Consider the following 19635-nt stretch of genomic DNA (forward strand, 5'->3'; position numbering starts at 1 on the left):
CCTGCCACGATGACGACGAGGCGTGCGCATGCGTCGGGTGGGGCCGCGCCTTCGCCGCCGTCGGCGTGCCAGTGCGCTGACGTCCTGCAGGCCCTGCTCGAGGCTGGAGGCGCCGGCGGTGCGCTGGTGGCAGCCGGCGCTACCGGAGCTGCAGCAGCCGCGGCTGCAACGCGGTGAAGACCCGCGCCAGCCGCGCCGCCCAGGCCTGTTGCCCGGCGGCATCGGCGATCAGGTCCTGGCGGATCTCCAGTTCCACATGCACCAGCCCGCGGGCTTCGCCATGCACCGGCACCGCGTAGTCGCTGGTGCTGCTGACCGAATACGGCTGGTTGTCGCCGACCACCAGGTCGCCCTCCCCGCGCAGCGCCTGCAGCAGCGCCTGCGCGAACCGCGCGTCGCGGTGGTAGAGCACCCCGGCATGCCAGGGGCGGGCAGCGCCGTCCATCACCGGGGTGAAGCTGTGCATCATCACCAGCAGCGTCGGCACGCCGGCATCGCGGCGCCGGTCCAGTTCGTCGGCGATGCGCGCGTGGTAGGGCGCGTGGATGGCGCCGATGCGCTGCTGCCGTTGCGCGCGGCCCAACCCGGCATTGCCCGGGATGGCGGTGCCGTCGCTGGTCTCCGGCATCAGCGTCGGCGAGGCCAGCGGCCGGTTGCAGTCGATCACCAGCCGCGAATAGGTCTGCTCGATGGCGAAGGCGTCCAGTTGCCGCGCCAGTGCCCGGGTGGTGCCGGCGATGCCGATGTCCCAGCCGATGTGCCGGTCCAGTTCCGCCGGCGCCAGGCCGAGGTCGCCCAGCGCGGCCGGAACCCGTTGCCCGGCGTGGTCGGCCAGCAGCAGGAACGGCGAGCGGCCGTACGGGTTGTGCACGGTGAACGGCGGCGGGTCCTGCGGGCCCAGCAGCGGCGGGGCCAGGAGCTCGGCGGGGTTGTCGAGCCGGCTCATCGTGGCCGGCCGTCCAGGTGGTGTTCGATCATCCACAGCCCGGCCCAGAGCTTGGCGTCGAGCTCGTAGCCCTGGCCCATTTTCTCCACCAGCCAGGCCGCGGCGCGATCGCGCGCGATGCTGTGCACGGTGATGTCCTCGCTGTCGTCGCCGCCGCCCTCGCCGACCCGGCGCAGGCCGGTGGCGCGCACGAAGGCGATCTTCTCGCTGCTGGCGCCGGAGGAGGTCGGGCCGATCATCAGCACCTCGGCGTGGTCGGCGGTCCAGCCGGTTTCCTCCTCCAGTTCGCGGATCGCCGAGGCCTCGATCGATTCGCCGGCGGTGATGTCGCCGACCAGCCCGGCCGGCATTTCGATCGTGCGTGCCTGCAGGGGCACCCGGAACTGCTCGACGAACAGCACCTCGTCGTCCGGGGTGACGGCGATGATGATCGCGGCCAGGCCGCCGGCGTGGGTGCGTTCGCTGTATTCCCAGGTGCCGCGCACCACCATGCGCTGGTAGCGGCCTTCGTAGACGACGCGGGGGGCTGCGGTGTTCTGGCTCATGCGGATTCGTGGGTGGAAGGGGAGGCGGTTTCCAGGCCGGCGGCGGCCAGCAGCCGGCGCCGGGTGAGCGGGCCGAAGCGCAGCGATCCGCACAGGCCGTCGAGCATGTCGGCATCGGCCGCGGCGCGGGTGAAGGCGGGCGTGGCCGGGGCCAGCGGCGCATCCACGGCGATGGTGGTCAGCTGCCGGAACAGCAGCGCCAGTTCGCGCTGCTGGCGCAGGCGCGTGGCCATCTGCGCGGCGCCTCGCAGGCGCAGGAACGGGATCTCGTCGATCCGCTCGAGCAGCGCGTCGAGGCTGCCGAAGTGGGCCAGCAGCACTGCCGCCGACTTGGCGCCGATGCCGCTGATGCCGGGGATGTTGTCCACCGCGTCGCCGCACAGCGCCAGGTAGTCGGCGATCTGGTGGGCATGCACGCCGTGGCGCGCCTTGACCCCGCCCGCGCCCCAGCGCTGGTTGCGCGCGTAGTCCCACTGCTCGTCGTGTTCGAGCAGCAGTTGCGACAGGTCCTTGTCCGCCGAGACGATCACCCCGCGCAGCGCATGGTCGCGGCCGGCATGCAACGCGCTGCCGATCAGGTCGTCGGCCTCGTAGTCGCGGTCGGCCAGCACTTCCAGCCCCAGCGCCGCGCACAGCGCCTTGCAGTGCGCGAACTGGCGGCGCAGGGCCTCCGGCGCCGGCTCGCGGTTGGCCTTGTAGGCCGGGTACAGGCGGTGCCGGAAGCAGCTGTCCAGTGCTTCGTCGAAGGCCACGGCGATGTGCGCCGGGCGCTCGCGCTCCAGCAGGTCCAGCAGGAAACGGGCGAAACCGTGCACGGCGTTGGTGGGCCAGCCCTGCGCGTCCTGGAAGCTGTCGGGCATCGAGTGCCAGGCGCGGAACACGTACAGGCTGGCGTCGACCAGGTAGAGCGGCTGCCTGGCCTGGATGCCGGTCACGGCTGCCAGTCCTGCAGCAGGCTGGCCGGGTCCGGCCGCGCGCGCTCCGGCGCCCGCAGCCTGGGTGTGCCGACATGGATGAAGCCGACGATGCGCTCGTTCGCGGCCAGCCCCAGGTGGCGGGCCACGCCTTCGTCGTAGGCCATCCACGCGGTCAACCACTGCGCGCCGAAGCCGAAGCCCTGCGCGGCCTGCAGCAGGGCGAAGCACACGCAGCCGGCGGTCAGCAGCTGTTCCTGTTCGGGCACCTTGGGGTTGTCCTGCAGGCGCGCGACCACCGTCAGCACCAGCGGCGCGTGCGAAAAGCGCTGGCGGTCCTTCTCGACCGCCGCCGGCGAGGCATCCGGGGTGCGTTCGCGGCTGCGCCGGGCCAGGTAATCGCCCAGCGCGTGGCGGGCATCGCCGCGCAGGCGGAGCACGCGGAACGGCACCAGCTTGCCGTGGTCGGGGACACGCACCGCGGCCGCCAGCATGGCCAGCACGGTGGCGTCGTCCGGGCCCGGTTCGGCCAGTTGCAGGGACGGGACCGAGCGGCGCTGGTCCAGCGCTTGCAGGAAGCAGGAATCGGACATGGGACATTCGCGGGAAAGACGGCCATGGATTATAGACGCCGGGGTGCGGACGCCCCGCCGGCCACGGGCAGGACGAATCTGAGCACTCCGTCGCGGGCGCCCGCTGGCGGATTTCTCGCCAATTCACAGCGGTACGCTTAGCATGACGCGACATGCCGGGTTGCCGGTGGCGAGGTACAAAGTGCGGACTGCATCACTGGCCCTGTTCAGCTTCTCCCCCTACCATGCGTGGGCGGAGACCGGGGGGCTGTCCGCTTTCTTCCATACGATCCTTACAGGAGCAGCGCCTGCGAAGGTGCGGAGCCACTGCGCATGATGTCCCAGCCGCATCTTCCAGAGCGCCCCGGCCATAACCCGGACCTGCTGGCGCTGGCGCGCGAAGCCGCGCTGCCCCCGTTGTCGGCCACCTTCGCCCGGGTACTGGCCGGATTCGACGACGCCCTGTTCGACCGTGCCGAGACCGCGGGCGCGTCGCAGCTGGTCTTCCTTGACGGCATGCGCGAGCTGCGCCGGCGCCGCGACGACATCACCGCGCGCTTCGGCGCCCACCTGCGGCAGGCCTGGGCCGCGCTCGAGGCCGCCGCACCGCTGTCGGCCGAGGCCGCGCTGGCGCAGGCCGGGCAGGGCGACGCCGGGCTGAGCCTGGTGTCCGAGCACGACCTGGAGTCGCGCCTGGCGGTACGCAATTTCGCCGCGGTGGTGCTGCGCGAATGGAAGCCGGTACTGGCACGGCTGGATCGCCGCCTGGCCTGGATCAGTGGCGTGGACGGGCTCGACATCGACCTCAATCCGATCGGTCCGGAACACATCGGCGTGGCGGTGCACGAGGCGTTCGGCGTGTGCGACCTGGCCGCCGAGGTGCGGCTGGTGCTGATCAAGCTGTGCGAACGCGAGTTCGCCGTGCAGGTGGGGCGCATCTACCGCGATGTCGACGAACGCCTGGCACAGGCCGGGGTGATGCCGGCCATCTCACAGCCGCCGCAGCGGCCTGCCGCCGCGCCGCGCCCGGCGCGGCCGGCCGATGCCGATGCCGGCATGCCGCATGGCGACGACGAGGACCTGTCCGATCCGCAGCACGCCCCGGCCTGGGCGCGCCGCTTCACCGAGCGCTGGGCGCGGCACCGCAGCGAACTGCAGGCCGGCAACCCGGCAGGCTATGACGGCACCCCGTCGGCGAGCGGCCAGAACATGATCCTGGAGGCGCTGCACGAACTGCTGGCGCAGACCCGCCACGTGCGCGAGGACGCCACTGCCGCCGCGCAGGTGGCGGTCGGCCAGCAACGTCCGCTCAGCCAGCACGAAATGATGTCGGTGCTCTCGCTGCTGCAGGCCACGCCCACGGCGACCCTGCGCGCGGCGGTGGGCGACCAGAGCGAGTCGCTGGCGCAACGGCTCAAGAACGAAGTGATTTCCGGCGCCACCCGCCTCGGCGTCGATCCGGGGCAGGCGCGGCTGGACCCGCAGGACGAGGACGCCATCGACCTGGTCGGCATGCTGTTCGACGTGATGCTGGACGAGCGCGAGCTGGAAGGCCGCTCGCGCGAACTGATCGGCCGCCTGGTGGTGCCCTTCGTCAAGGTCGCGCTGCTGGACCGGCGCATGTTCGTGCAGAAGACCCACCCGGCACGGCGCCTGCTCAACTCGCTGGCCGAGGCCTGCGAGGGCAACGCCGGCGAAAGCCAGGCCGAGCGCGCGCTGATGGGCAAGGTCGAGGAGATCATCGACCGGCTGATCGCCGAGTTCAACGAGAACCTGGCGATCTTCCTGACCCTGGAAGAGGAGTTCCGCGAGTTCCTCGCCCAGCATCGGCGCCGCATCGAGATCGCCGAGCGCCGCGCGACCGAGACCCAGCGCGGCCAGGAGAAGCTGGAGCTGGCGCGCAGCCGTGCCCTGGCCGAACTGGAGCGGCGGCTGCAGGGCGCGCCGCTGCCGGCGGCGATCGAGGGCTTCCTGCGCCAGCCCTGGAATCACCACCTGACCATGAGCCTGCTGCGCGAAGGCGACGACGGCGAGTCGGTCGGCGAAGCGCTGGCACTGGCCGACGTGCTGCTCGAGGAAGTGGCCGAGGCGCGCCGGCACGTGGTCGGCAAGCCGTGGCTGCAGTCCATCCAGCCGGGGCTGCGCAAGGTATTCGCCAGCGTCGGCCTGCATGGCGAGGGCAGTGTCGGCGCGATCGACGCGCTGCACGACACGCTGCAGGCCATCGCCGAGGCGCGCCCGGAGCTGGAACGGGCACTGCCCGAGCTGCCGCAGGTCAGCCTGCCGACGCCGCCCGCGCAGGAATCGGCGGCGCTGGACCTGGGTGCCGGGGCGCGCCCGGAGAACGTCGACCATGCCGATGCCGCCCGCTACCGCGCCATGGACATCGGTACCTGGCTGGATTTCATCGACAAGGACGGCAAGGTGCAGGCCGGCAAGCTGTCCTGGGTCAGCCCGATTTCCTCGCGCCTGCTGTTCGTCAACCGCCGTGGCATCCGCTTCTGCGTGGCCTCGCCGGAGGAGCTGGTGGTGATGGAGCGGCTCGGCCGCCTGCGCCCCCACGTCGACGACGGCGCGTTCGACAGCGCCATGCAGGGCGTGATCGACCGGCTCGACCCGCAGACGTCCACGGTGCACTGAGGACCGACCTGCTTTGCTACGATCCTTGGCGTATTCCACTGCGCATCGGGGACGGGCATGGCCGTTGAGGTACGGGTGTTGAAGGAAGCCGCGGCGGGCGAGCGGCGCGTGGCGGCCACGCCGGAGACGGTGAAGAAGCTGCTGGCGGCCGGGGCCAGGGTGCGGGTGCAGGCCGGTGCCGGCCTTGCGGCCGGGTTCACCGACCAGGCCTACCGCGAAGCCGGCGCGCAGATCGACGATGCCGTGGACGCTGCCGACCTGGTGCTGTGCGTGCAGGCGCCACCGCCGGCGCTGGTCGCGCGGTTCAAGCCCGGTGCGGTGCTGGTGGGCGCGCTGCACCCGCAGGCGGACGCGGCCCGCGCCGCCGCGCTGCAGGCGCGGCAACTGGTGACCTTCCCGCTGGAGCGGCTGCCGCGCACCACCCGCGCGCAGGCCATGGACATACTCAGCTCGCAGGCCGGCATGGCCGGCTACAAGGCCACCCTGATCGCCGCGCAGCTGGCGCCGCGCTTCTTCCCGATGCTGACCACCGCTGCCGGCACCATCCGCCCGTCGAAGGTGCTGGTGGTTGGCGCCGGCGTGGCCGGCCTGCAGGCGATCGCCACCGCCAAGCGCCTGGGCGCGCAGGTGGAAGGCTTCGACGTGCGCCCCGAGACCCGCGAACAGATCGAATCGCTGGGGGGCAGGTTCCTCGACCTGGGGGTCAGTGCCGCCGGCGAGGGCGGGTATGCGCGCCAGCTCACCGACGCCGAGCGCGCCGAGCAGCAGCGGCGCCTGGCCGAGCACCTGAAGGGCGTGGACGTGGTGATCTGCACCGCCGCGGTGCCCGGCCGTCCGGCACCCAAGATCGTCACCGCGGCGATGGTCGCGGGCATGCGCCCGGGCAGCGTGATCGTCGACCTGGCCGCCGAGACCGGCGGCAACTGCGAGGCGACGCGGCCGGGCGAAACCCTCGACGTGGGCGGGGTCACCGTGGCCGGTCCGCTCGACCTGGCCAGCATGGGTGCCATCCACGCCAGCGAGATGTACGCGCGCAACGTGCTCAACTTCGTATCGCTGTTCCTCAAGGACGGCGCGCTGGCCTTCGACTGGAACGACGAACTGCTGGCGAAGACGGTGTGGCCGGAGCGCCCGGCCGCGGGGGAGATCCCGCCGGTGTGAAGGTGCATGTCGGGGCTGTCGTCGCGTGGTTGGCGGCAGGCGGCCCGGGTAGTGGGCCTGCCTTCGCCGACGAGCCGTTACGGGTTGCCTGCCAGCACCTGGCTGAAAGCCCGGAAAAACATGCGGGCAGGCATGCGCGGGTGGCGGCCTGTGTCGCGACGGCCATGCACCAGGGAGCCTATCTGTATGACTGTGATGATCCGCATGTGCGGATCATTACGCTGGCAGGCCCCCCATGATTCTGGAAGAGCCGTTCGGCACGCGTGAGGTGTTGCGGGCGCGGCGGGCGGCGGCCACGGTTCCGGGCGTGTTCGAGTGGCGGCCCCAGGCGCCGCCGCAATGCTGTCTGGACAACCGCGTCCTGCTGCATGCCGAGTCGGTATCCGGGGTGACACGGCTGCCGCCTCTGTCAGATGAATGATGGCACGCGGGTTGGGCCGAACAAGAAAGCCCGACATTGCCCTGCGGATTTCCACGGTGCCGGGCCGTGTAGCGCTCGGCCCTGTCCGCGCGCTCCGTCAAGCACCATGGCATGCCGCAAACCTGTCCGGATGGGAGCGCACCGGTAACCGCAGGGGCGCCGGCCGTGGGGCTTGCCGCCCCCTTCAATCGGCCGGATTGGCCTCCAGCCACTGCCGGCGCTGCTCCGGCGTCATCCGGTGCCACTGCTCGCGCAGCTGTTCGCGCTGGGCCTTGTCCATGCCGCGCATCTTCGCGAACAGGGCGCGGGCCTCGCGCTGCTGCTGCGGCGACATGCCCTGGAAGCGATGCATGCCGCGGCGTGCCTGCATGCGCTGCTCCGGGCTCATCTGCTGCCAGCCGCGGGCATGGTCGTACATCCGCTGGCGGTGTTCGGGCGAGGCGTTCCAGCGGTCGCGCATCGGCGCGATCAGGGTTTCGCGCTGGGCCGGGGTGAGCTGGTCCCATCCGGGCAGGGGCGGCTGCTGGGCATATGCCGGCGCGGTGCAGGCCAGCAGCAGCGGCAGCGACAACAGGGAAAGGCGGATCGTCATGGCTTTCACTCCATCGCCACCGTGTCCGAACCCAGCCACAGGTACAGCTCGGGGCTTTCATCGAACAGCAGGGCGTCGTCGGACAGTTCGGCGGCGGCGTCGGCCGCCACGCTGGGCGGCAGTACCGGTGGCGTGCGGTTGAACTGCACCGCCACGGTGACCGCCAGTACCGCCGAGCAGGCGGTGGCCAGCCACCAGCCACGGCGGCGCCATGGCGAGGCGCCAGCGCCGGCAGTGGCCTGCTGGCGGGCCTGGCGCAGGCGCGCCAGCGCGGCCGGGGAAACCGCGCCTTCGGCATGCTGTTGCAGCTGCCGCAGCGAGCGGTCGAAGTCTTCGTTCCGGGATGTGGGCAGGCGGTTCACCGCGAGACCTCCAGTTGTTTCTGCAATGCGTCGCGCGCACGCGACAGGTGGGTTTTCACCGAACCTTCCGAGCAGCCCATGATCCGTGCCGTGGTGGCCACGTCCAGTTCCTGCAGCACGCGCAGGCTGAACGCCTCGCGCTGGCGTGCCGGCAGCCGCCGCAACGCCTGCACCAGCCGCGCGTACTCCTCGCGCTGCTCGTGCTGCCGTGCCGGGCCGGGGCTGTCGTCGGCCCAGTCGATCGGGCCGTCCCCGTCCTGCGCCGGTGCCCAGAACTTCAGCCGGAAGCCGCGCCGCCGCTGCAGGTCGATGATGCGCCGGCGCAGGATGCTCCAGAACAGCGGCGTCCATTCTTCGGCCGGGTGCTCGCGGTAACCGAGCATCCGCTCCATCGCGTCCTGCACCGCGTCCAGCGCATCGTCGCGCTGGCGCAGGCCGGCCTCGGCGAAGCGGAACGCACGCGGCCCGACGCCGGCCAGGAAGGCGTCCAGCGAGGCGGGGGCGGCAACGGGCGTCAGGGGTGGGCTTGTCACCAGCACAGGGTAGCGTTCCGGCAGGTCCTGACAGCGATAACGCGCGGCCGCCGGATCGGTTGACACGGCAATGGTCGCGCCGGCGTTCATCGCGTGGTTATGATGCGGGACGGGCAGTTCCGGCCTCGGAGAGGGCAGCAATGAGCGACGGGTTCGTGGCGTTGTACATCTTCATGCTGGCGGCGATCGCCGGCCACGTGATCATCTCGCGGGTGCCGGTGATCCTGCACACGCCGTTGATGTCCGGTTCCAACTTCATCCACGGCATCGTCCTGATCGGGGCGATGGTGGTGCTGGGCCATGCCGACACCACGCTGGAGAAGGCCATCGGTTTCATCGCCGTCGCCCTGGGCGCGGGCAACGCGGCCGGCGGCTACGTCGTCACCGAACGCATGCTGGAGATGTTCAAGAGCTCCAGGAAGCCGGAAGGGCAGGGCAAATGAGCGCACCGGCAGCCCCGGCAGCGGCGCGGCGGATCGAGGTGCGGCAGCTGTTCCAGTGGCTCAGCTACCTGCAGTATCCGGCCCTGCTGGTCGCGTTCGGCTATGCCGCGCTGCCCCTGTTCAGGGGCATGGACGGCCTGCTCGATGCCCTCAACAACGCCCTGCTGTACGCCGGCGTCGGCATCGGCATGTCTTCGCTGCAGGACCCGACCCGGACCCAGAACCGGATCTCGCGCAGGGTCTGGGAGGACCCGCGCAAGGGCGGCTGGATGCTATGGCTGCTGACCGCCGAGGCGCTGCTGCCGATCGTGCTGGGGCTGGTGGGCGCGGCGCTGGCCGAAACGGCGGCGTTGTCGCAGCTGTCGCTGGGCCTGGTGGCGTTCGGGATGGGCATGATCGGGCTGCTGAAGACGGCGATCGAGATGCGCGAGCACCATCGCCGCGACCGCCACGCCGGCATCGCGAAAACCACGGTTCGGGAGGGAGCGGCATGAGCATGACGTTGCTGGTGAAGGCGAGCTACCTGGTGGCCGCCACCTTGTTCCTGCTGGGCCTGCAGCGCATGGCCTCGCCCAGGACCGCGCGCAGCGGCATCCACTGGGCGGGCGCGGGCATGCTGATCGCCACCGTGGCCACGTTCTTCCTGCCGGGACTGCACAACATCGCGCTGATCCTGGTGGCGCTGGCGCTGGGCACCGGCCTGGCCTGGGTGTCGGCAAAGAAGGTCGCCATCACCGACATGCCGCAGATGGTGGCGCTGTACAACGGCATGGGCGGCGGCTCGGCCGCGGCCATCGGTGCGGTGGAACTGCTGCGCTTCGCCGACGTCGCCGGCCGCGACACCAGCCACTGGAGCGCCGAAGCCATTGCCGCACTCGCGGCGCGGCAGCCATCGGCCACGGTGCTGGCGCTGGCGATCATCGGTTCGGCCATCGGCGCGGTGTCGCTGTCCGGTTCGGTCATCGCCTGGGCCAAGCTCGATGGCCGCCTGGACAAGCGCGTCACCTTCCCCGGGCAGCAGGCGTTCAACCTGCTGGTGGCCGTGGCGATGGTGGCGCTGGGGGTGTGGGCGGCGCTGAGCCTGCAGCCGCTGGCGATCATCGCTTTCTTCGTGGCGGCGCTGGCGCTGGGCGTACTGATGACCCTGCCCATCGGCGGCGCCGACATGCCGGTGGTGATCTCGCTGTACAACGCCTTCACCGGCCTGGCGGTGTCGTTCGAAGGCTACGTGCTGGGCAACGAGGCGCTGATCATCGCCGGCATGATGGTCGGTGCGGCCGGCATCCTGCTGACGCGGCTGATGGCCAAGGCGATGAACCGGCCGATCAGCGGCGTGCTGTTCTCCCATTTCGGCGGCGGCGGGCAGGGCGCGGCGGAAATCAGCGGCAGCCAGAAACCGATCGAGGCCGCCGACGTGGCGGCGATGATGGCCTTCGCCGAGCGCGTGGTGATCGTGCCCGGCTACGGCATGGCCGTGGCGCAGGCCCAGCACAAGATCTGGGAGCTGGCGCAGCGGCTGATCGAGCGCGGGGTGAAGGTGAAGTTCGCCATCCACCCGGTCGCCGGGCGCATGCCCGGGCACATGAACGTGCTGCTGGCCGAGGCCGGCGTGCCCTATGACCTGATCGCCGACATGGACGACATCAACCCCGAGTTCGCCACCACCGACGTATCGCTGGTGATCGGCGCCAACGACGTGGTCAACCCGGTGGCGAAGACCGACCCGTCCAGCCCGATCTACGGCATGCCGATCCTGGACGTGGTCAATTCCAGGAACACCATCGTCATCAAGCGCGGCAAGGGCACCGGCTTCGCCGGCATCGAGAATGCGCTGTTCTACGCCGACAACACCCGCATGCTGTATGGCGACGGTGCCGAGGCGGCGAGCGCGCTGGTCAGCGAACTGAAGGCGCTGGACGGCGGGCACTGAGCGCAACGCGGGCGTCGTCGCCCGCCCTGCGCGTTACCGCGCCAGCCACCACGCCACCGCCAGCCCGGCCAGCAGCCACAGGATCTCGGCGGTGCCGTTGGCCAGCCCGATCAGGGTCCAGGCCAGGTGCGGGCCCAGGCGCAGCGCCGATTCCCACGGCGCCAGGCCCATCGGGCCGCCGATGTAGGCCGCGGCGATGCCCCAGTTGGCGGCCAGCGCGATCAGCAGCGTGGCCAGCATCGCCACGGCGATCCGGGTCCTGCCAGCGGCCAGCGTGCCCAGGCGCAGCATCCATGCCGCCTCCGCCGCCGCGGCGATCGCCATCCAGCCGGCCTGCGAGCCGGTGGCCAGCGCGACCATCAGCCAGGCGATGGCCAGGGTGATGCTTCCCAGCAGCAACAGCAGGGGCCAGAGCCAATGCTGGGGGCGGCTGGCCGGGCGTGGGGCAGGTGGCATGGGCATTCCCGAAAAGGTCAAGCAGCATAGCCTTTCAGCGGTCGGTGCGCCCAGTCGGCTAAAATGGCCTTCTTGCGGGTAGCGTCCGCGTCCCCATATCGATCCACATGTACTCCCGCAGCAGCGAACCCGTCCATTTCGAACGCGATTGCCCGGCCGTCATGGTGCCCCAGGGCGACAGCGTGACCCTGCCTGCCGGCAGCTACGGCTATATCACCCAGGCGCTGGGTGGCAGCTATACCGTGTTCGTCGAAGGCAACCTGTTCCGCATCGCCGGCAAGGACGGCGACGCCATCGGCAAGGAGCCGCCGCCCGGGCTGGAGCTGCCCGAGGGCGCTGGCGACGAGGACGTGGAAAAACTGGTCTGGGAGCAGCTGCGTACCTGCTTCGACCCGGAAATCCCGTTCAACATCGTCGATCTCGGACTCATCTACGAGGTCGACATCAAGCACCTGGACGATGGCCGGCGCGAAGTGGACGTGCGCATGACCCTGACCGCGCCCGGCTGCGGCATGGGCGAGATCCTGGTCGACGACGTGCGCAGCAAGCTGGAAATGATCCCGACCGTGGCCGCCGCCGACGTCGAGCTGGTGTTCGACCCGCCGTGGGGCAAGCACATGATGTCCGAGGCGGCACGGCTCGAAACGGGCATGCTGTAAGGTGTCCAACGCGCTGGCCCGGGTGCGGGCCGGCTTCAAAACCCGCAATCTGGAAGGAAACATCCGGTGTCCCAGTCTCTGAGCTTCCACGTCACCCGTTCGGACCATCCGCGCAGCGCCGCCGAGCGCGCCAAGATCCTGGAGAAGCCGGGTTTCGGCCTGCACTTCACCGACCACATGGTGGCCGTGCGCTGGGACAAAGACACCGGCTGGCATGACGCGGCAGTGATGCCGTATGGCCCGATCGCGCTGGACCCGGCCGCCGCCGTGCTGCACTACGGCCAGGAGATCTTCGAGGGCATCAAGGCCTACCGCCACGCCGACGGCTCGGTGTGGACCTTCCGCCCGGAGGCCAATGGCCGCCGCCTGCAGCGTTCGGCCGCGCGCCTGGCGCTGCCCGGGCTGCCGGTGGAGATCTTCGTCGAGTCGCTGAAGCAGATGATCGCGGTGGACAAGGACTGGGTGTCCGGCGCCGACGAGGCCAGCCTGTACTTCCGTCCGTTCATGATCGGCGACGAGGCGTTCCTCGGCGTGCGCGGCGCGCACAAGGCCAGCTACTACGTGATCGCCAGCCCGGCCGGCCCGTACTTCGCCAAGGGCGTGGCGCCGGTCGCGATCTGGCTGTCCACCGACTACGCACGTGCGGCCAAGGGCGGCACCGGCGCGGCCAAGTGCGGCGGCAACTATGCCGCGTCGCTGCTGCCGCAGCAGCAGGCGCAGGCGCAGGGCTGCTCGCAGGTGCTGTTCCTCGACCCGGTCGAGGGCAAGTACCTGGAGGAACTGGGCGGCATGAACGTGTTCCTGGTCTACGGCAAGCGCAACACCCTGGTCACCCCGGCGCTGTCGGGCTCGATCCTGGAAGGCATCACCCGCGAATCGATCCTGCAGCTGGCGCGCGACCGTGGCATGACCGTGGAGGAGCGCAAGGTGTCCATCGACGAGTGGAAGCAGGGCGTGGCGTCGGGCGATATCACCGAGGTGTTCGCCTGCGGCACCGCCGCGGTCATCACCCCGATCGGCCAGCTCAAGGGCGAAGGCTTCACGGTCGGCAACCTGGACGCGCCGGCCGGCGAGGTCACCATGTCGCTGCGCAAGGAGCTGACCGACATCCAGTACGGTCGCCTGCCGGACCGCCACGGCTGGCTGGTGCGGCTGGACGCCTGACCCCTGGCCTGTGGGTCGCAACGAAGCCCCGCTCCGGCGGGGCTTCTGCGTTTGCGGGGCACCATGGGCGCGCGCGATGCGCTACCCGTGATGCGGCGGTCCGCGCCGTGGGTGCGCCCGCGCGGCGCCGGGTTACTCGCACAGGTCCGCGCAGCGCGCCTGCAGGAAGCCCAGCGCATCGGCCGGGGCGATGTCCAGCAGCAGGCCGCGCTGGCCGGCGTTGATCCAGATGCGTGCGTGCTGCCGCGCCGCGCTGGCGAACAGCACGCTGGCCGGGCGCTGCTGCGCGAACGGGCTGATGCCCCCGACCCTGTAGCCGCTGCGGCGCTCGGCCTCGGCGATTTCCATCATCTGCGCATGCTTGCCGTCGCAGGCGGTGGCAAGTTTCTTCAGCGACAGCCGCTGGTCGCACGGGATCACCGCGACCACCGGCTGCTTGTCCACCCATGCCATCAGCGTCTTGAACACCCGCGCCGGGTCGATGCCCAGCGCCTGCGCGGCGGCCATGCCCTTGCTGTCCACCTCGGTGGCGTAGTCGTAGGCATGCAGCCCGTGGCCGACCCCGGCCTTGTCCAGCGCGGCGGTGGCGCGGGTGCCGCGGGCCACCTCAGAGCGGCTCGAAGCGGTTGGCCTCGACGTTCTTGCGCACCTTGTCCGGATTCCACACGCGGCCGTTCATGGCGATGTAGACGCCCTCGGCCAGCGACTGCACCGCGCCGATCGCGCAGCCGATGTTGAACTCGGCGTCCGAGCCGCGGAAGCGTGCCGGGCTGAGCGCGCCGGTCATCACGATGGTCTTGCCGGGGATGGTCTTGAGCACCTTGCCGGTGGCCACCATGGAGTCGGTGCCGTGGGTGACCAGTACGTGGCGGGTGGGCTGCGCGGCGATCGTGGCGCGGATCAGCTCGCGGTCGTCGTCGGTGATGTGCAGCGAATCCTTGCGCAGGATCGGGATTACGTTGAAGCGGAAGGTCACGCCCAGTTCGCGCAGGATCATGCCGATCTGCGGGTCGCCGATCTGGTAGTCGGACTTGTCGTCGAAATAGATCTTGTCGATCGTGCCACCGGTGGTGACGATCAGGAGCTCTTCCATCATGGCGCTGGGTCCAAACGGTGTTGGTGCAATGATAAACGGCGGTGCGCGGCGGCGCAGGCGCGGGCTGTGCCGCGCATGCGCCGGGCAGCGCCAGCGGTTACGGGGATTTCCTGCCGAAGCGCGCGCGCAGGCCCGGCAGGCTCGCCAGCACGATCACCAGCAGCGACAGCGCGATCTCCACCCAGGCCAGCGGCGCGGTTTCCGGGTGGCTCCAGGCGCTCATCACGCCATGGCTGAACCAGCCCAGCGCGCATACGCCCGACCAGAACGGCGCCAGCCGCCAACCCAGGCGCAGGGCGATGGCCAGCAGCAGCGGCGGCCCGGTGAACACCAGCTGCGTGGCCAGCCAGTGCTTGTCGTGCAGGAACCACCAGGTGTAGAGCGCGGCCAGCGCGATCAGCGCCAGCAGCAGGGTCGGGTGCCGTCGCGTCGCCGTGCTCATTGCGCCAGCCTCCGCGCGATGTCGGCCACGCGCCGGCCCAGCACGCGCGCCAGGTGCGCTTCGTCGTCGCTGGGCTGGGGGTCGTCCTGGGCGCCGGCCACGTGGCTGGCGCCATAGGGCGTGCCGCCGCCGGTGGTGTGGCTCAGCGCCGGTTCGGTGAACGGGATGCCGACGATCAGGCAGCCATGGTGCAGCAGCGGCAGCTGCATCGACAGCAGGGTCGATTCCTGCCCGCCATGCATCGACGCGGTGGAGGTGAACACCGCCGCCGGCTTGCCGGACAGGGTGCCGTTGACCCACTGCGCGCCGAGCCCGTCGAGGAAATGCTTGACCGGGGCGGCCATGTTGCCGAAGCGGGTCGGGCTGCCGAGCACGATGCCGTCGCACTGCTCCAGGTCGGCGACCTCGACGTAGGGCGCGCCATCCTCGGGCACCGGCGGGGCGCTGGTCTGGGTGACCGCGGCGACCGGTGGCACCGTGCGCAGGCGCGCGCTCATGCCCGGCACCTCGCCGATGCCGCGGGCGATCTGCCGCGCCAACCGCGCCACCGAGCCGCCGCGGCTGTAGTACAGCACCAGGATTTCCGCCATCGCACCATCCACTCATCACACGGGAGGCGGCAGTATCGGCGATGCGGGCCACGCTTTGCATCGGGTACCCTTGCCGGATGGAACCCCTGGATTCGCTCAATCTATGGATGGAACGGGTCCGTGACAGCGGGCGCCGGGCCAGTTTCGCCCGTTTCCTGTGGCACCGTTTCCTCGACGACCGCCTGTTCGAGGCGGCGGGCGCGCTGGCCTACACCACCGTGTTCGCGCTGGTGCCGCTGGCGATCGTGGTGTTCGGGGTGCTGTCTGCGTTCCCGATGTTCGACCGCTGGAGCGAGGCGCTCAGCGACTACGTGTTCTCCAACTTCGTGCCCTCGGCCGCGCGCGCGGCGGAAGGCTACCTGCGGCAGTTCTCGGCCAGCGTCGGCCAGCTCACCGCCGCCGGCTTCATCGCGCTTGTGGCGTCGCTGCTGATCACCCTCAACAGCATCGAACAGATCTTCAACCGCATCTGGCGGGTGGCCTCGGCGCGGCCGCGGCTGACCCGTTTCCTGGTGTACTGGACCGTGCTGACCCTGGGCGCGATGCTGGCCGCCGCTTCGCTGGCGGTGTCGGCCAAGGTGTTCGCGCTGCCCCTGTTCGGTACCGTCGAGGGCCGCTGGCTGGCCGACCTGGCGCTGCGCCTGGCGCCGGTGCTGATCGAATTCGCCTGCGTCATGCTGGTCTACCGGGTGGTGCCGCACCACGCCGTGAAGTGGCGCCACGCCATTCCCGGCGCCCTGCTGGCGGTGGTGATGCTGGAGCTGGTCAAGTGGGGCATGGGCCTGTACCTGGGCAGCTTCCAGTCCTACCAGAAGCTGTACGGCACGGTGGCCTTCGTGCCGATCCTGCTGCTGTGGATCTACCTGGGATGGGTGTCGGTGCTGCTCGGCGCCTCGCTGGCGTCGTCGATCGCCGCGTTCCGCTACCAGCCGGTTGCGCTGCGCCTGCCGCAGGGCTGCGAGCTGTATGGCCTGCTGCGCCTGCTCGGGCGCTTCCGCGAGGCGCGCGAACAGGGGCGCGGGCTGGACGAAGAGGAACTGCTGGCGCTGGAGCCGATGCTCACCGATTCGCTGCTGCAGGAACTGCTGTGCCAGATGGAGGCGATCAACCTGCTGCGGCGCGATGAACGCGGGCAGTGGCTGCTGGCGCGCGACCTGGACAGCATCACCCTGCGCGAACTGTACGAGAGCTCGCAGCTGCGCATTCCGATCGCCGAGGAATACCTGCCGTTCCGCGAGGATGCGCTGGGCCAGGCGGCCTGCCGCGCGCTGGACGAACTGCGCGTGCCGCTGCGCGAGCTGCTCAAGCGCCGCGTGGGCGACATCTATGCCATTACCGGAGACGAACGATGACCCCCCGATTGCTTCCCTTCGCGCTGCTGGTGCTGGCACTGGCCGGCTGCAGCGCGCCCGACGCCGGCGCGCCCGCCACCGTGGCCGGGACCCCGCTCCCGTCCGCGGCCGTCCCTGAGTCGAATCCGGCCGAGGCGCCTGCCGCCGGCGCCAACCCGGGCGTGGTGGCGGAGACCGCGGCCATGCCGCGGCTGCAGGCCAGGACCGTGGCCGGGGAGGACTACGACCTGGCCGGCCACCGCGGGAAATGGGTGGTGGTCAATTTCTGGGCGACCTGGTGCGGGCCATGCCTGCAGGAAATGCCGGAACTGTCGGCACTGCACGCCATGCGCGACAACGTCGAGGTGGTCGGCCTGGCCTACGAGGACATCGAGCCGGACGACATGCGCGCCTTCCTGGAAAAGCACCCCGTGGCCTATCCGATCGTCATCCTCGACCCGTACGACCCGCCGAAGGACTTCGCCACACCGCGCGGCCTGCCGATGACCTACCTGATCGGGCCCGATGGCAAGGTCGCCCACCAGTTCCTCGGCCCGGTCGATGCCGGCAAGATCGAGCAGGCCATCGTCGCGGCCGGCGGCAAGGTGGGCTGATCGCGGCGGCGCCCGCCCCGGTCCATTGGCCAGCGGCCATCGGCAAGGGCGCCGCTCCGCGCGGGGTGGCGCTCAGCCGGGTGCGAACGGCGGCAGTGGCTTCACCATGCCGTACTTTTCCTTCTTCGGCGCGTCCGGCAAGGGCGGCAGGTCGATCAGCGCCTCGTCCAGGCGTGTTTCCGGCAGGCGGTCGAGCAGGTCGCGGATCAGGGTCAGGCGGCCGCGCTTCTGGTCGTTGAAATCCACCAGCGTCCACGGCGCATGGTGGCTGTGGGTCGCTTCCAGCATGGCTTCGCGCGCATGGGTGTAAGCGTTGTATTCCACGCGTGACCTGAGGTCGACCGGCGACAGCTTCCAGCCCTTGAGCGGATTCTGGCGGCGCTCGGCGAAGCGCTTTTCCTGCTGCTCCTGGTCCACGCACAGCCAGTATTTGAACAGCAGGATGCCGTCATCCACCAGCAGCCGCTCGAACACCGGCGCCTGGGCCAGGAACGCGTGGTACTGGGCGTCGGTGCAGAACCCCATCACCTTTTCCACGCCGGCGCGGTTGTACCAGCTGCGGTCCATCAGCACGATCTCGCCGGCTGCCGGCAGGTGCGCGACATGGCGCTGGAAGTACCACTGCGTGCACTCGCGGTCGGTCGGCTTGGGCAGGGCGACGACGCGGCACTGGCGGGGATTCAGGTGGCGGGCGATGTCCAGGATGGCGCCGCCCTTGCCGGCGGTATCGCGGCCCTCGAACAGCACCAGCAGGCGCTGGCCCGAGTGCTGGACCCAGCGCGCCATCGCGGTCAGTTCCAGTTGCATGGGCTCCAGCAACTGCTCGTACTGTTTGCGCTTGAGCTTGTCCATGGCGGTCTCCCTGTCCGGAAGCACGAGCCTAGCGCAGCCGGGGAGCCGGGAACCAGCGCTGCGCGGCGCCGTCGCCGCAGCGGTGGGTTGGCGGATCCGCGGCGCAGTGCCCGGCGCCTTCCCGGCCGTCGCCCGGCTTTTACCCGGGCAGCGGTTTTCATGTAGTTTTGCCGGAGCGTCGGGCGCGGTGCCCGGCAATGGATCAGGAGCGGTGCGATGGGGCTTGTCCAGGCAGCAAAGGGTGCGATCGGCGGCGTGCTTGCCGACCAGTGGAAGGACTTCTTCACGGTGCCGGACGGCTTGCCGGCGACGGCGGCGCTGTTCGCCGCGGTGCCGCGCGGGAGCAACGCCGGCCGTGGGTCCAACACCAGCGCCTCGTCCAACATCATCAGCAACGGCTCGAAGATCGTCGTGCCCGAGGGCTACGGCCTGCTGTTGTTCCAGGACGGCGCCATCACCGGTTTCGTCGCCGAGCCGGGTGGCTACGAGTGGCGTTCGGACGATCCGAACTCGCAGTCGATCTTCGCCGGCGACGGCCTGGTCAGCACCTTCATCCGGCAGAGCTGGGAGCGCTTCAAGTTCGGTGGCCAGCCCGGTGCGCAGCAGGCGGCGTTCTTCGTCTCGCTGAAGGAGCTGCCGGACAACCGCTTCGGCACCCAGTCCGAGATCTACTGGGACGATGGCTTCCTCAACACCCAGGTCGGCGCGGTCACGCGCGGCACGTACACGCTGAAGATCGTCGACCCGATCCTGTTCGTGAAGAACTTCGTGCCGGCCAGTTACCTGCGCCCCGGCCAGGTGTTCGATTTCACCGACCTGGACAACGCCGCCGCCAGCCAGCTGTTCAACGAAGTGGTCGGCTCGCTCGCCCCGGCGTTCAGCCTGTACACGAACGACCCGGCCAAGGGCAACCGCATCACCAGGATCCAGCAGGACTCGGTCGGCTTCGCCAGGAGCCTGTCCGATGCGGTCGAGCAGGCCTACCAGTGGAAGTCCGATCGCGGCCTGGCCATCGTCAAGACCGCCATCGTCTCGATCGAGTACGACGCCAACACCCGCGAACTGCTCAAGACCGTGCAGCGCGCCGACGCGCTGTCCGGCGCGCGCGGCAATTCCAACCTGCAGGCCAGTGTCGCTCAGGGCATCCAGTCCGCCGGCGAGAACGGCGGTGCGGCCGGCCTGGTCGGCGTGGGCATGGCCTCGGGCATGTTCGGCGTCGGCGGCATGCAGCAGCCGGTGGCAGCGGCCGCGGACGACCCGGTCGCCAGGCTGAAGAAGGCCAAGGAAATGCTGGACCTGGGGCTGATCACCCAGGCCGACTACGACGCGCTGAAAGCCAAGGCGCTGGGCCTGTAACCGGCGGGACGCACGA

Annotated in this window: 24 protein-coding genes; 11 read left to right on the forward strand and 13 right to left on the reverse strand. The window is 70.4% G+C overall.

All coding sequences use genetic code 11. The annotated features are described in order from the left end of the window. Window positions 1-139: 139 nt before the first annotated feature. Genes F0P95_RS07230 through F0P95_RS17500 form a run of 4 tightly spaced genes read right to left on the reverse strand, consistent with a single transcriptional unit; the run spans window position 140 to window position 2998 of the window. Window positions 140-946, reverse strand: a complete 807-nt coding sequence (locus F0P95_RS07230; RefSeq protein WP_182336297.1) for an N-formylglutamate amidohydrolase — start codon at window positions 944-946, stop codon at window positions 140-142. Continuing rightward, window positions 943-1491, reverse strand: a complete 549-nt coding sequence (locus F0P95_RS07235) for an NUDIX hydrolase (protein ID WP_054663184.1) — start codon at window positions 1489-1491, stop codon at window positions 943-945. Before F0P95_RS07235 ends, F0P95_RS07230 begins: the two co-directional genes overlap by 4 nt. Then, window positions 1488-2435, reverse strand: a complete 948-nt coding sequence (locus F0P95_RS07240) for a 5'-3' exonuclease (protein WP_232529046.1) — start codon at window positions 2433-2435, stop codon at window positions 1488-1490. The genes F0P95_RS07235 and F0P95_RS07240 overlap by 4 nt, the downstream gene beginning before the upstream one ends. Then, entirely contained in the window at window positions 2423-2998 is a 576-nt protein-coding gene (locus F0P95_RS17500; RefSeq protein ID WP_232528916.1) for a nitroreductase family protein, read from the reverse strand. Before F0P95_RS17500 ends, F0P95_RS07240 begins: the two co-directional genes overlap by 13 nt. A 312-nt stretch (window positions 2999-3310) precedes the next feature. On the opposite strand from F0P95_RS17500, the gene F0P95_RS07245 reads away from it, so the two are divergent. From F0P95_RS07245 to F0P95_RS07255, 3 genes are all read left to right on the forward strand, one after another. Beyond that, the gene (locus F0P95_RS07245) at window positions 3311-5617 is read left to right on the forward strand and encodes a DUF1631 domain-containing protein (protein WP_182336299.1); all 2307 of its coding nucleotides are present in this window, start codon (window positions 3311-3313) and stop codon (window positions 5615-5617) included. Between the two features lie 57 nt (window positions 5618-5674). Next, window positions 5675-6778, forward strand: a complete 1104-nt coding sequence (locus F0P95_RS07250) for an NAD(P) transhydrogenase subunit alpha (protein ID WP_182336300.1) — start codon at window positions 5675-5677, stop codon at window positions 6776-6778. A gap of 235 nt (window positions 6779-7013) precedes the next feature. Continuing rightward, window positions 7014-7199, forward strand: coding sequence for a hypothetical protein (locus F0P95_RS07255; RefSeq protein ID WP_182336301.1), 186 nt, complete (start codon window positions 7014-7016; stop codon window positions 7197-7199). A 184-nt stretch (window positions 7200-7383) separates the two neighbouring features. Here the strand turns inward: F0P95_RS07255 and F0P95_RS07260 are convergent, their stop codons facing one another. The 3 genes from F0P95_RS07260 to F0P95_RS07270 are packed head-to-tail and all read right to left on the reverse strand — an operon-like array spanning window position 7384 to window position 8692. Beyond that, window positions 7384-7791 carry a DUF3106 domain-containing protein gene (locus F0P95_RS07260; RefSeq protein WP_182336302.1) on the reverse strand — a complete coding sequence of 136 codons (408 nt, stop codon included), beginning with the start codon at window positions 7789-7791 and terminating at the stop codon, window positions 7384-7386. A 5-nt stretch (window positions 7792-7796) separates the two neighbouring features. Continuing rightward, window positions 7797-8153: a hypothetical protein gene (locus F0P95_RS07265; protein WP_232528923.1), complete on the reverse strand. Its 357-nt coding sequence runs from the start codon at window positions 8151-8153 to the stop codon at window positions 7797-7799. After that, a complete protein-coding gene (locus F0P95_RS07270; protein ID WP_232528925.1) occupies window positions 8150-8692 on the reverse strand; it encodes an RNA polymerase sigma factor in 543 nt (180 codons plus the stop codon). The genes F0P95_RS07265 and F0P95_RS07270 overlap by 4 nt, the downstream gene beginning before the upstream one ends. 134 nt (window positions 8693-8826) lie before the next feature. Here F0P95_RS07270 and F0P95_RS07275 point away from each other — a divergent pair, with 134 nt between their 5' ends. From F0P95_RS07275 to F0P95_RS07285, 3 genes are read left to right on the forward strand one after another with little or no spacing between them, the layout of a single operon-like run. Next, window positions 8827-9129, forward strand: coding sequence for an NAD(P) transhydrogenase subunit alpha part 2 (locus tag F0P95_RS07275; RefSeq protein ID WP_182336304.1), 303 nt, complete (start codon window positions 8827-8829; stop codon window positions 9127-9129). After that, window positions 9126-9623, forward strand: a complete 498-nt coding sequence (locus F0P95_RS07280) for a hypothetical protein (RefSeq protein WP_182336305.1) — start codon at window positions 9126-9128, stop codon at window positions 9621-9623. The genes F0P95_RS07275 and F0P95_RS07280 overlap by 4 nt, the downstream gene beginning before the upstream one ends. After that, window positions 9620-11059 carry an NAD(P)(+) transhydrogenase (Re/Si-specific) subunit beta gene (locus F0P95_RS07285; protein ID WP_182336306.1) on the forward strand — a complete coding sequence of 480 codons (1440 nt, stop codon included), beginning with the start codon at window positions 9620-9622 and terminating at the stop codon, window positions 11057-11059. Before F0P95_RS07280 ends, F0P95_RS07285 begins: the two co-directional genes overlap by 4 nt. A gap of 33 nt (window positions 11060-11092) precedes the next feature. On the opposite strand, the gene F0P95_RS07290 is transcribed toward F0P95_RS07285, so the two are convergent. After that, on the reverse strand, window positions 11093-11515 hold the full coding sequence (locus tag F0P95_RS07290) for a hypothetical protein (protein ID WP_182336307.1): 423 nt from the start codon (window positions 11513-11515) through the stop codon (window positions 11093-11095). Window positions 11516-11622: 107 nt separating this feature from the next. Between F0P95_RS07290 and sufT the strand changes: the two genes are divergently transcribed. Together sufT and F0P95_RS07300 are read left to right on the forward strand one after the other, a co-directional pair. Beyond that, entirely contained in the window at window positions 11623-12174 is a 552-nt protein-coding gene (gene sufT / locus F0P95_RS07295) for a putative Fe-S cluster assembly protein SufT (RefSeq protein WP_056931967.1), read from the forward strand. Window positions 12175-12240: 66 nt separating this feature from the next. Next, entirely contained in the window at window positions 12241-13338 is a 1098-nt protein-coding gene (locus tag F0P95_RS07300) for a branched-chain amino acid aminotransferase (RefSeq protein WP_182336308.1), read from the forward strand. A 132-nt stretch (window positions 13339-13470) separates the two neighbouring features. Here the strand turns inward: F0P95_RS07300 and ybaK are convergent, their stop codons facing one another. The 4 genes from ybaK to wrbA all read right to left on the reverse strand — a co-directional run bounded on the left by ybaK (window position 13471) and on the right by wrbA (window position 15466). Beyond that, window positions 13471-13944, reverse strand: a complete 474-nt coding sequence (gene ybaK / locus F0P95_RS07305; RefSeq protein ID WP_182336309.1) for a Cys-tRNA(Pro) deacylase — start codon at window positions 13942-13944, stop codon at window positions 13471-13473. A gap of 1 nt (window position 13945) precedes the next feature. Further along, a complete protein-coding gene (locus F0P95_RS07310; RefSeq protein WP_182336867.1) occupies window positions 13946-14431 on the reverse strand; it encodes an asparaginase domain-containing protein in 486 nt (161 codons plus the stop codon). 100 nt (window positions 14432-14531) lie between these two features. Continuing rightward, the gene (locus F0P95_RS07315; protein WP_182336310.1) at window positions 14532-14876 is read right to left on the reverse strand and encodes a DUF2069 domain-containing protein; all 345 of its coding nucleotides are present in this window, start codon (window positions 14874-14876) and stop codon (window positions 14532-14534) included. Beyond that, window positions 14873-15466: an NAD(P)H:quinone oxidoreductase gene (wrbA, locus tag F0P95_RS07320; protein WP_182336311.1), complete on the reverse strand. Its 594-nt coding sequence runs from the start codon at window positions 15464-15466 to the stop codon at window positions 14873-14875. Before wrbA ends, F0P95_RS07315 begins: the two co-directional genes overlap by 4 nt. A gap of 77 nt (window positions 15467-15543) precedes the next feature. On the opposite strand from wrbA, the gene F0P95_RS07325 reads away from it, so the two are divergent. Both F0P95_RS07325 and F0P95_RS07330 read left to right on the forward strand, forming a co-directional pair. After that, complete coding sequence (locus tag F0P95_RS07325; RefSeq protein ID WP_054663219.1) at window positions 15544-16818, forward strand: YihY family inner membrane protein; 1275 nt, start codon at window positions 15544-15546, stop codon at window positions 16816-16818. Beyond that, window positions 16815-17411: a TlpA family protein disulfide reductase gene (locus F0P95_RS07330; RefSeq protein ID WP_182336312.1), complete on the forward strand. Its 597-nt coding sequence runs from the start codon at window positions 16815-16817 to the stop codon at window positions 17409-17411. Before F0P95_RS07325 ends, F0P95_RS07330 begins: the two co-directional genes overlap by 4 nt. A gap of 72 nt (window positions 17412-17483) precedes the next feature. Here F0P95_RS07330 and ppk2 read toward each other — a convergent pair whose 3' ends face one another. Continuing rightward, window positions 17484-18263 carry a polyphosphate kinase 2 gene (ppk2, locus tag F0P95_RS07335; RefSeq protein ID WP_182336313.1) on the reverse strand — a complete coding sequence of 260 codons (780 nt, stop codon included), beginning with the start codon at window positions 18261-18263 and terminating at the stop codon, window positions 17484-17486. A 216-nt stretch (window positions 18264-18479) separates the two neighbouring features. Here ppk2 and F0P95_RS07340 point away from each other — a divergent pair, with 216 nt between their 5' ends. After that, window positions 18480-19619, forward strand: coding sequence for an SPFH domain-containing protein (locus F0P95_RS07340; RefSeq protein ID WP_182336314.1), 1140 nt, complete (start codon window positions 18480-18482; stop codon window positions 19617-19619). The last annotated feature ends 16 nt before the right edge of the window (window positions 19620-19635 follow it).

It is taken from the genome of Stenotrophomonas acidaminiphila, assembly GCF_014109845.1.
Classification (GTDB): domain Bacteria; phylum Pseudomonadota; class Gammaproteobacteria; order Xanthomonadales; family Xanthomonadaceae; genus Stenotrophomonas; species Stenotrophomonas acidaminiphila.

Excerpts from the sequence above, each read along its gene's own strand:
- F0P95_RS07330 (WP_182336312.1), top strand. The coding sequence starts at position 16,815 with ATGACCCCCCGATTGCTTCCCTTCGCGCTGCTGGTGCTGGCACTGGCC.
- F0P95_RS07255 (WP_182336301.1), top strand. The coding sequence starts at position 7,014 with ATGATTCTGGAAGAGCCGTTCGGCACGCGTGAGGTGTTGCGGGCGCGG.
- F0P95_RS07325 (WP_054663219.1), top strand. The coding sequence starts at position 15,544 with ATGGAACCCCTGGATTCGCTCAATCTATGGATGGAACGGGTCCGTGAC.
- F0P95_RS07285 (WP_182336306.1), top strand. The coding sequence starts at position 9,620 with ATGAGCATGACGTTGCTGGTGAAGGCGAGCTACCTGGTGGCCGCCACC.
- F0P95_RS17500 (WP_232528916.1), bottom strand. The coding sequence starts at position 2,998 with ATGTCCGATTCCTGCTTCCTGCAAGCGCTGGACCAGCGCCGCTCGGTC.
- F0P95_RS07230 (WP_182336297.1), bottom strand. The coding sequence starts at position 946 with ATGAGCCGGCTCGACAACCCCGCCGAGCTCCTGGCCCCGCCGCTGCTG.
- F0P95_RS07280 (WP_182336305.1), top strand. The coding sequence starts at position 9,126 with ATGAGCGCACCGGCAGCCCCGGCAGCGGCGCGGCGGATCGAGGTGCGG.
- F0P95_RS07315 (WP_182336310.1), bottom strand. The coding sequence starts at position 14,876 with ATGAGCACGGCGACGCGACGGCACCCGACCCTGCTGCTGGCGCTGATC.
- F0P95_RS07275 (WP_182336304.1), top strand. The coding sequence starts at position 8,827 with ATGAGCGACGGGTTCGTGGCGTTGTACATCTTCATGCTGGCGGCGATC.
- sufT (WP_056931967.1), top strand. The coding sequence starts at position 11,623 with ATGTACTCCCGCAGCAGCGAACCCGTCCATTTCGAACGCGATTGCCCG.
- F0P95_RS07340 (WP_182336314.1), top strand. The coding sequence starts at position 18,480 with ATGGGGCTTGTCCAGGCAGCAAAGGGTGCGATCGGCGGCGTGCTTGCC.
- F0P95_RS07235 (WP_054663184.1), bottom strand. The coding sequence starts at position 1,491 with ATGAGCCAGAACACCGCAGCCCCCCGCGTCGTCTACGAAGGCCGCTAC.
- F0P95_RS07260 (WP_182336302.1), bottom strand. The coding sequence starts at position 7,791 with ATGACGATCCGCCTTTCCCTGTTGTCGCTGCCGCTGCTGCTGGCCTGC.
- F0P95_RS07310 (WP_182336867.1), bottom strand. The coding sequence starts at position 14,431 with ATGGAAGAGCTCCTGATCGTCACCACCGGTGGCACGATCGACAAGATC.
- ppk2 (WP_182336313.1), bottom strand. The coding sequence starts at position 18,263 with ATGGACAAGCTCAAGCGCAAACAGTACGAGCAGTTGCTGGAGCCCATG.
- wrbA (WP_182336311.1), bottom strand. The coding sequence starts at position 15,466 with ATGGCGGAAATCCTGGTGCTGTACTACAGCCGCGGCGGCTCGGTGGCG.
- F0P95_RS07250 (WP_182336300.1), top strand. The coding sequence starts at position 5,675 with ATGGCCGTTGAGGTACGGGTGTTGAAGGAAGCCGCGGCGGGCGAGCGG.
- F0P95_RS07245 (WP_182336299.1), top strand. The coding sequence starts at position 3,311 with ATGATGTCCCAGCCGCATCTTCCAGAGCGCCCCGGCCATAACCCGGAC.
- F0P95_RS07290 (WP_182336307.1), bottom strand. The coding sequence starts at position 11,515 with ATGCCACCTGCCCCACGCCCGGCCAGCCGCCCCCAGCATTGGCTCTGG.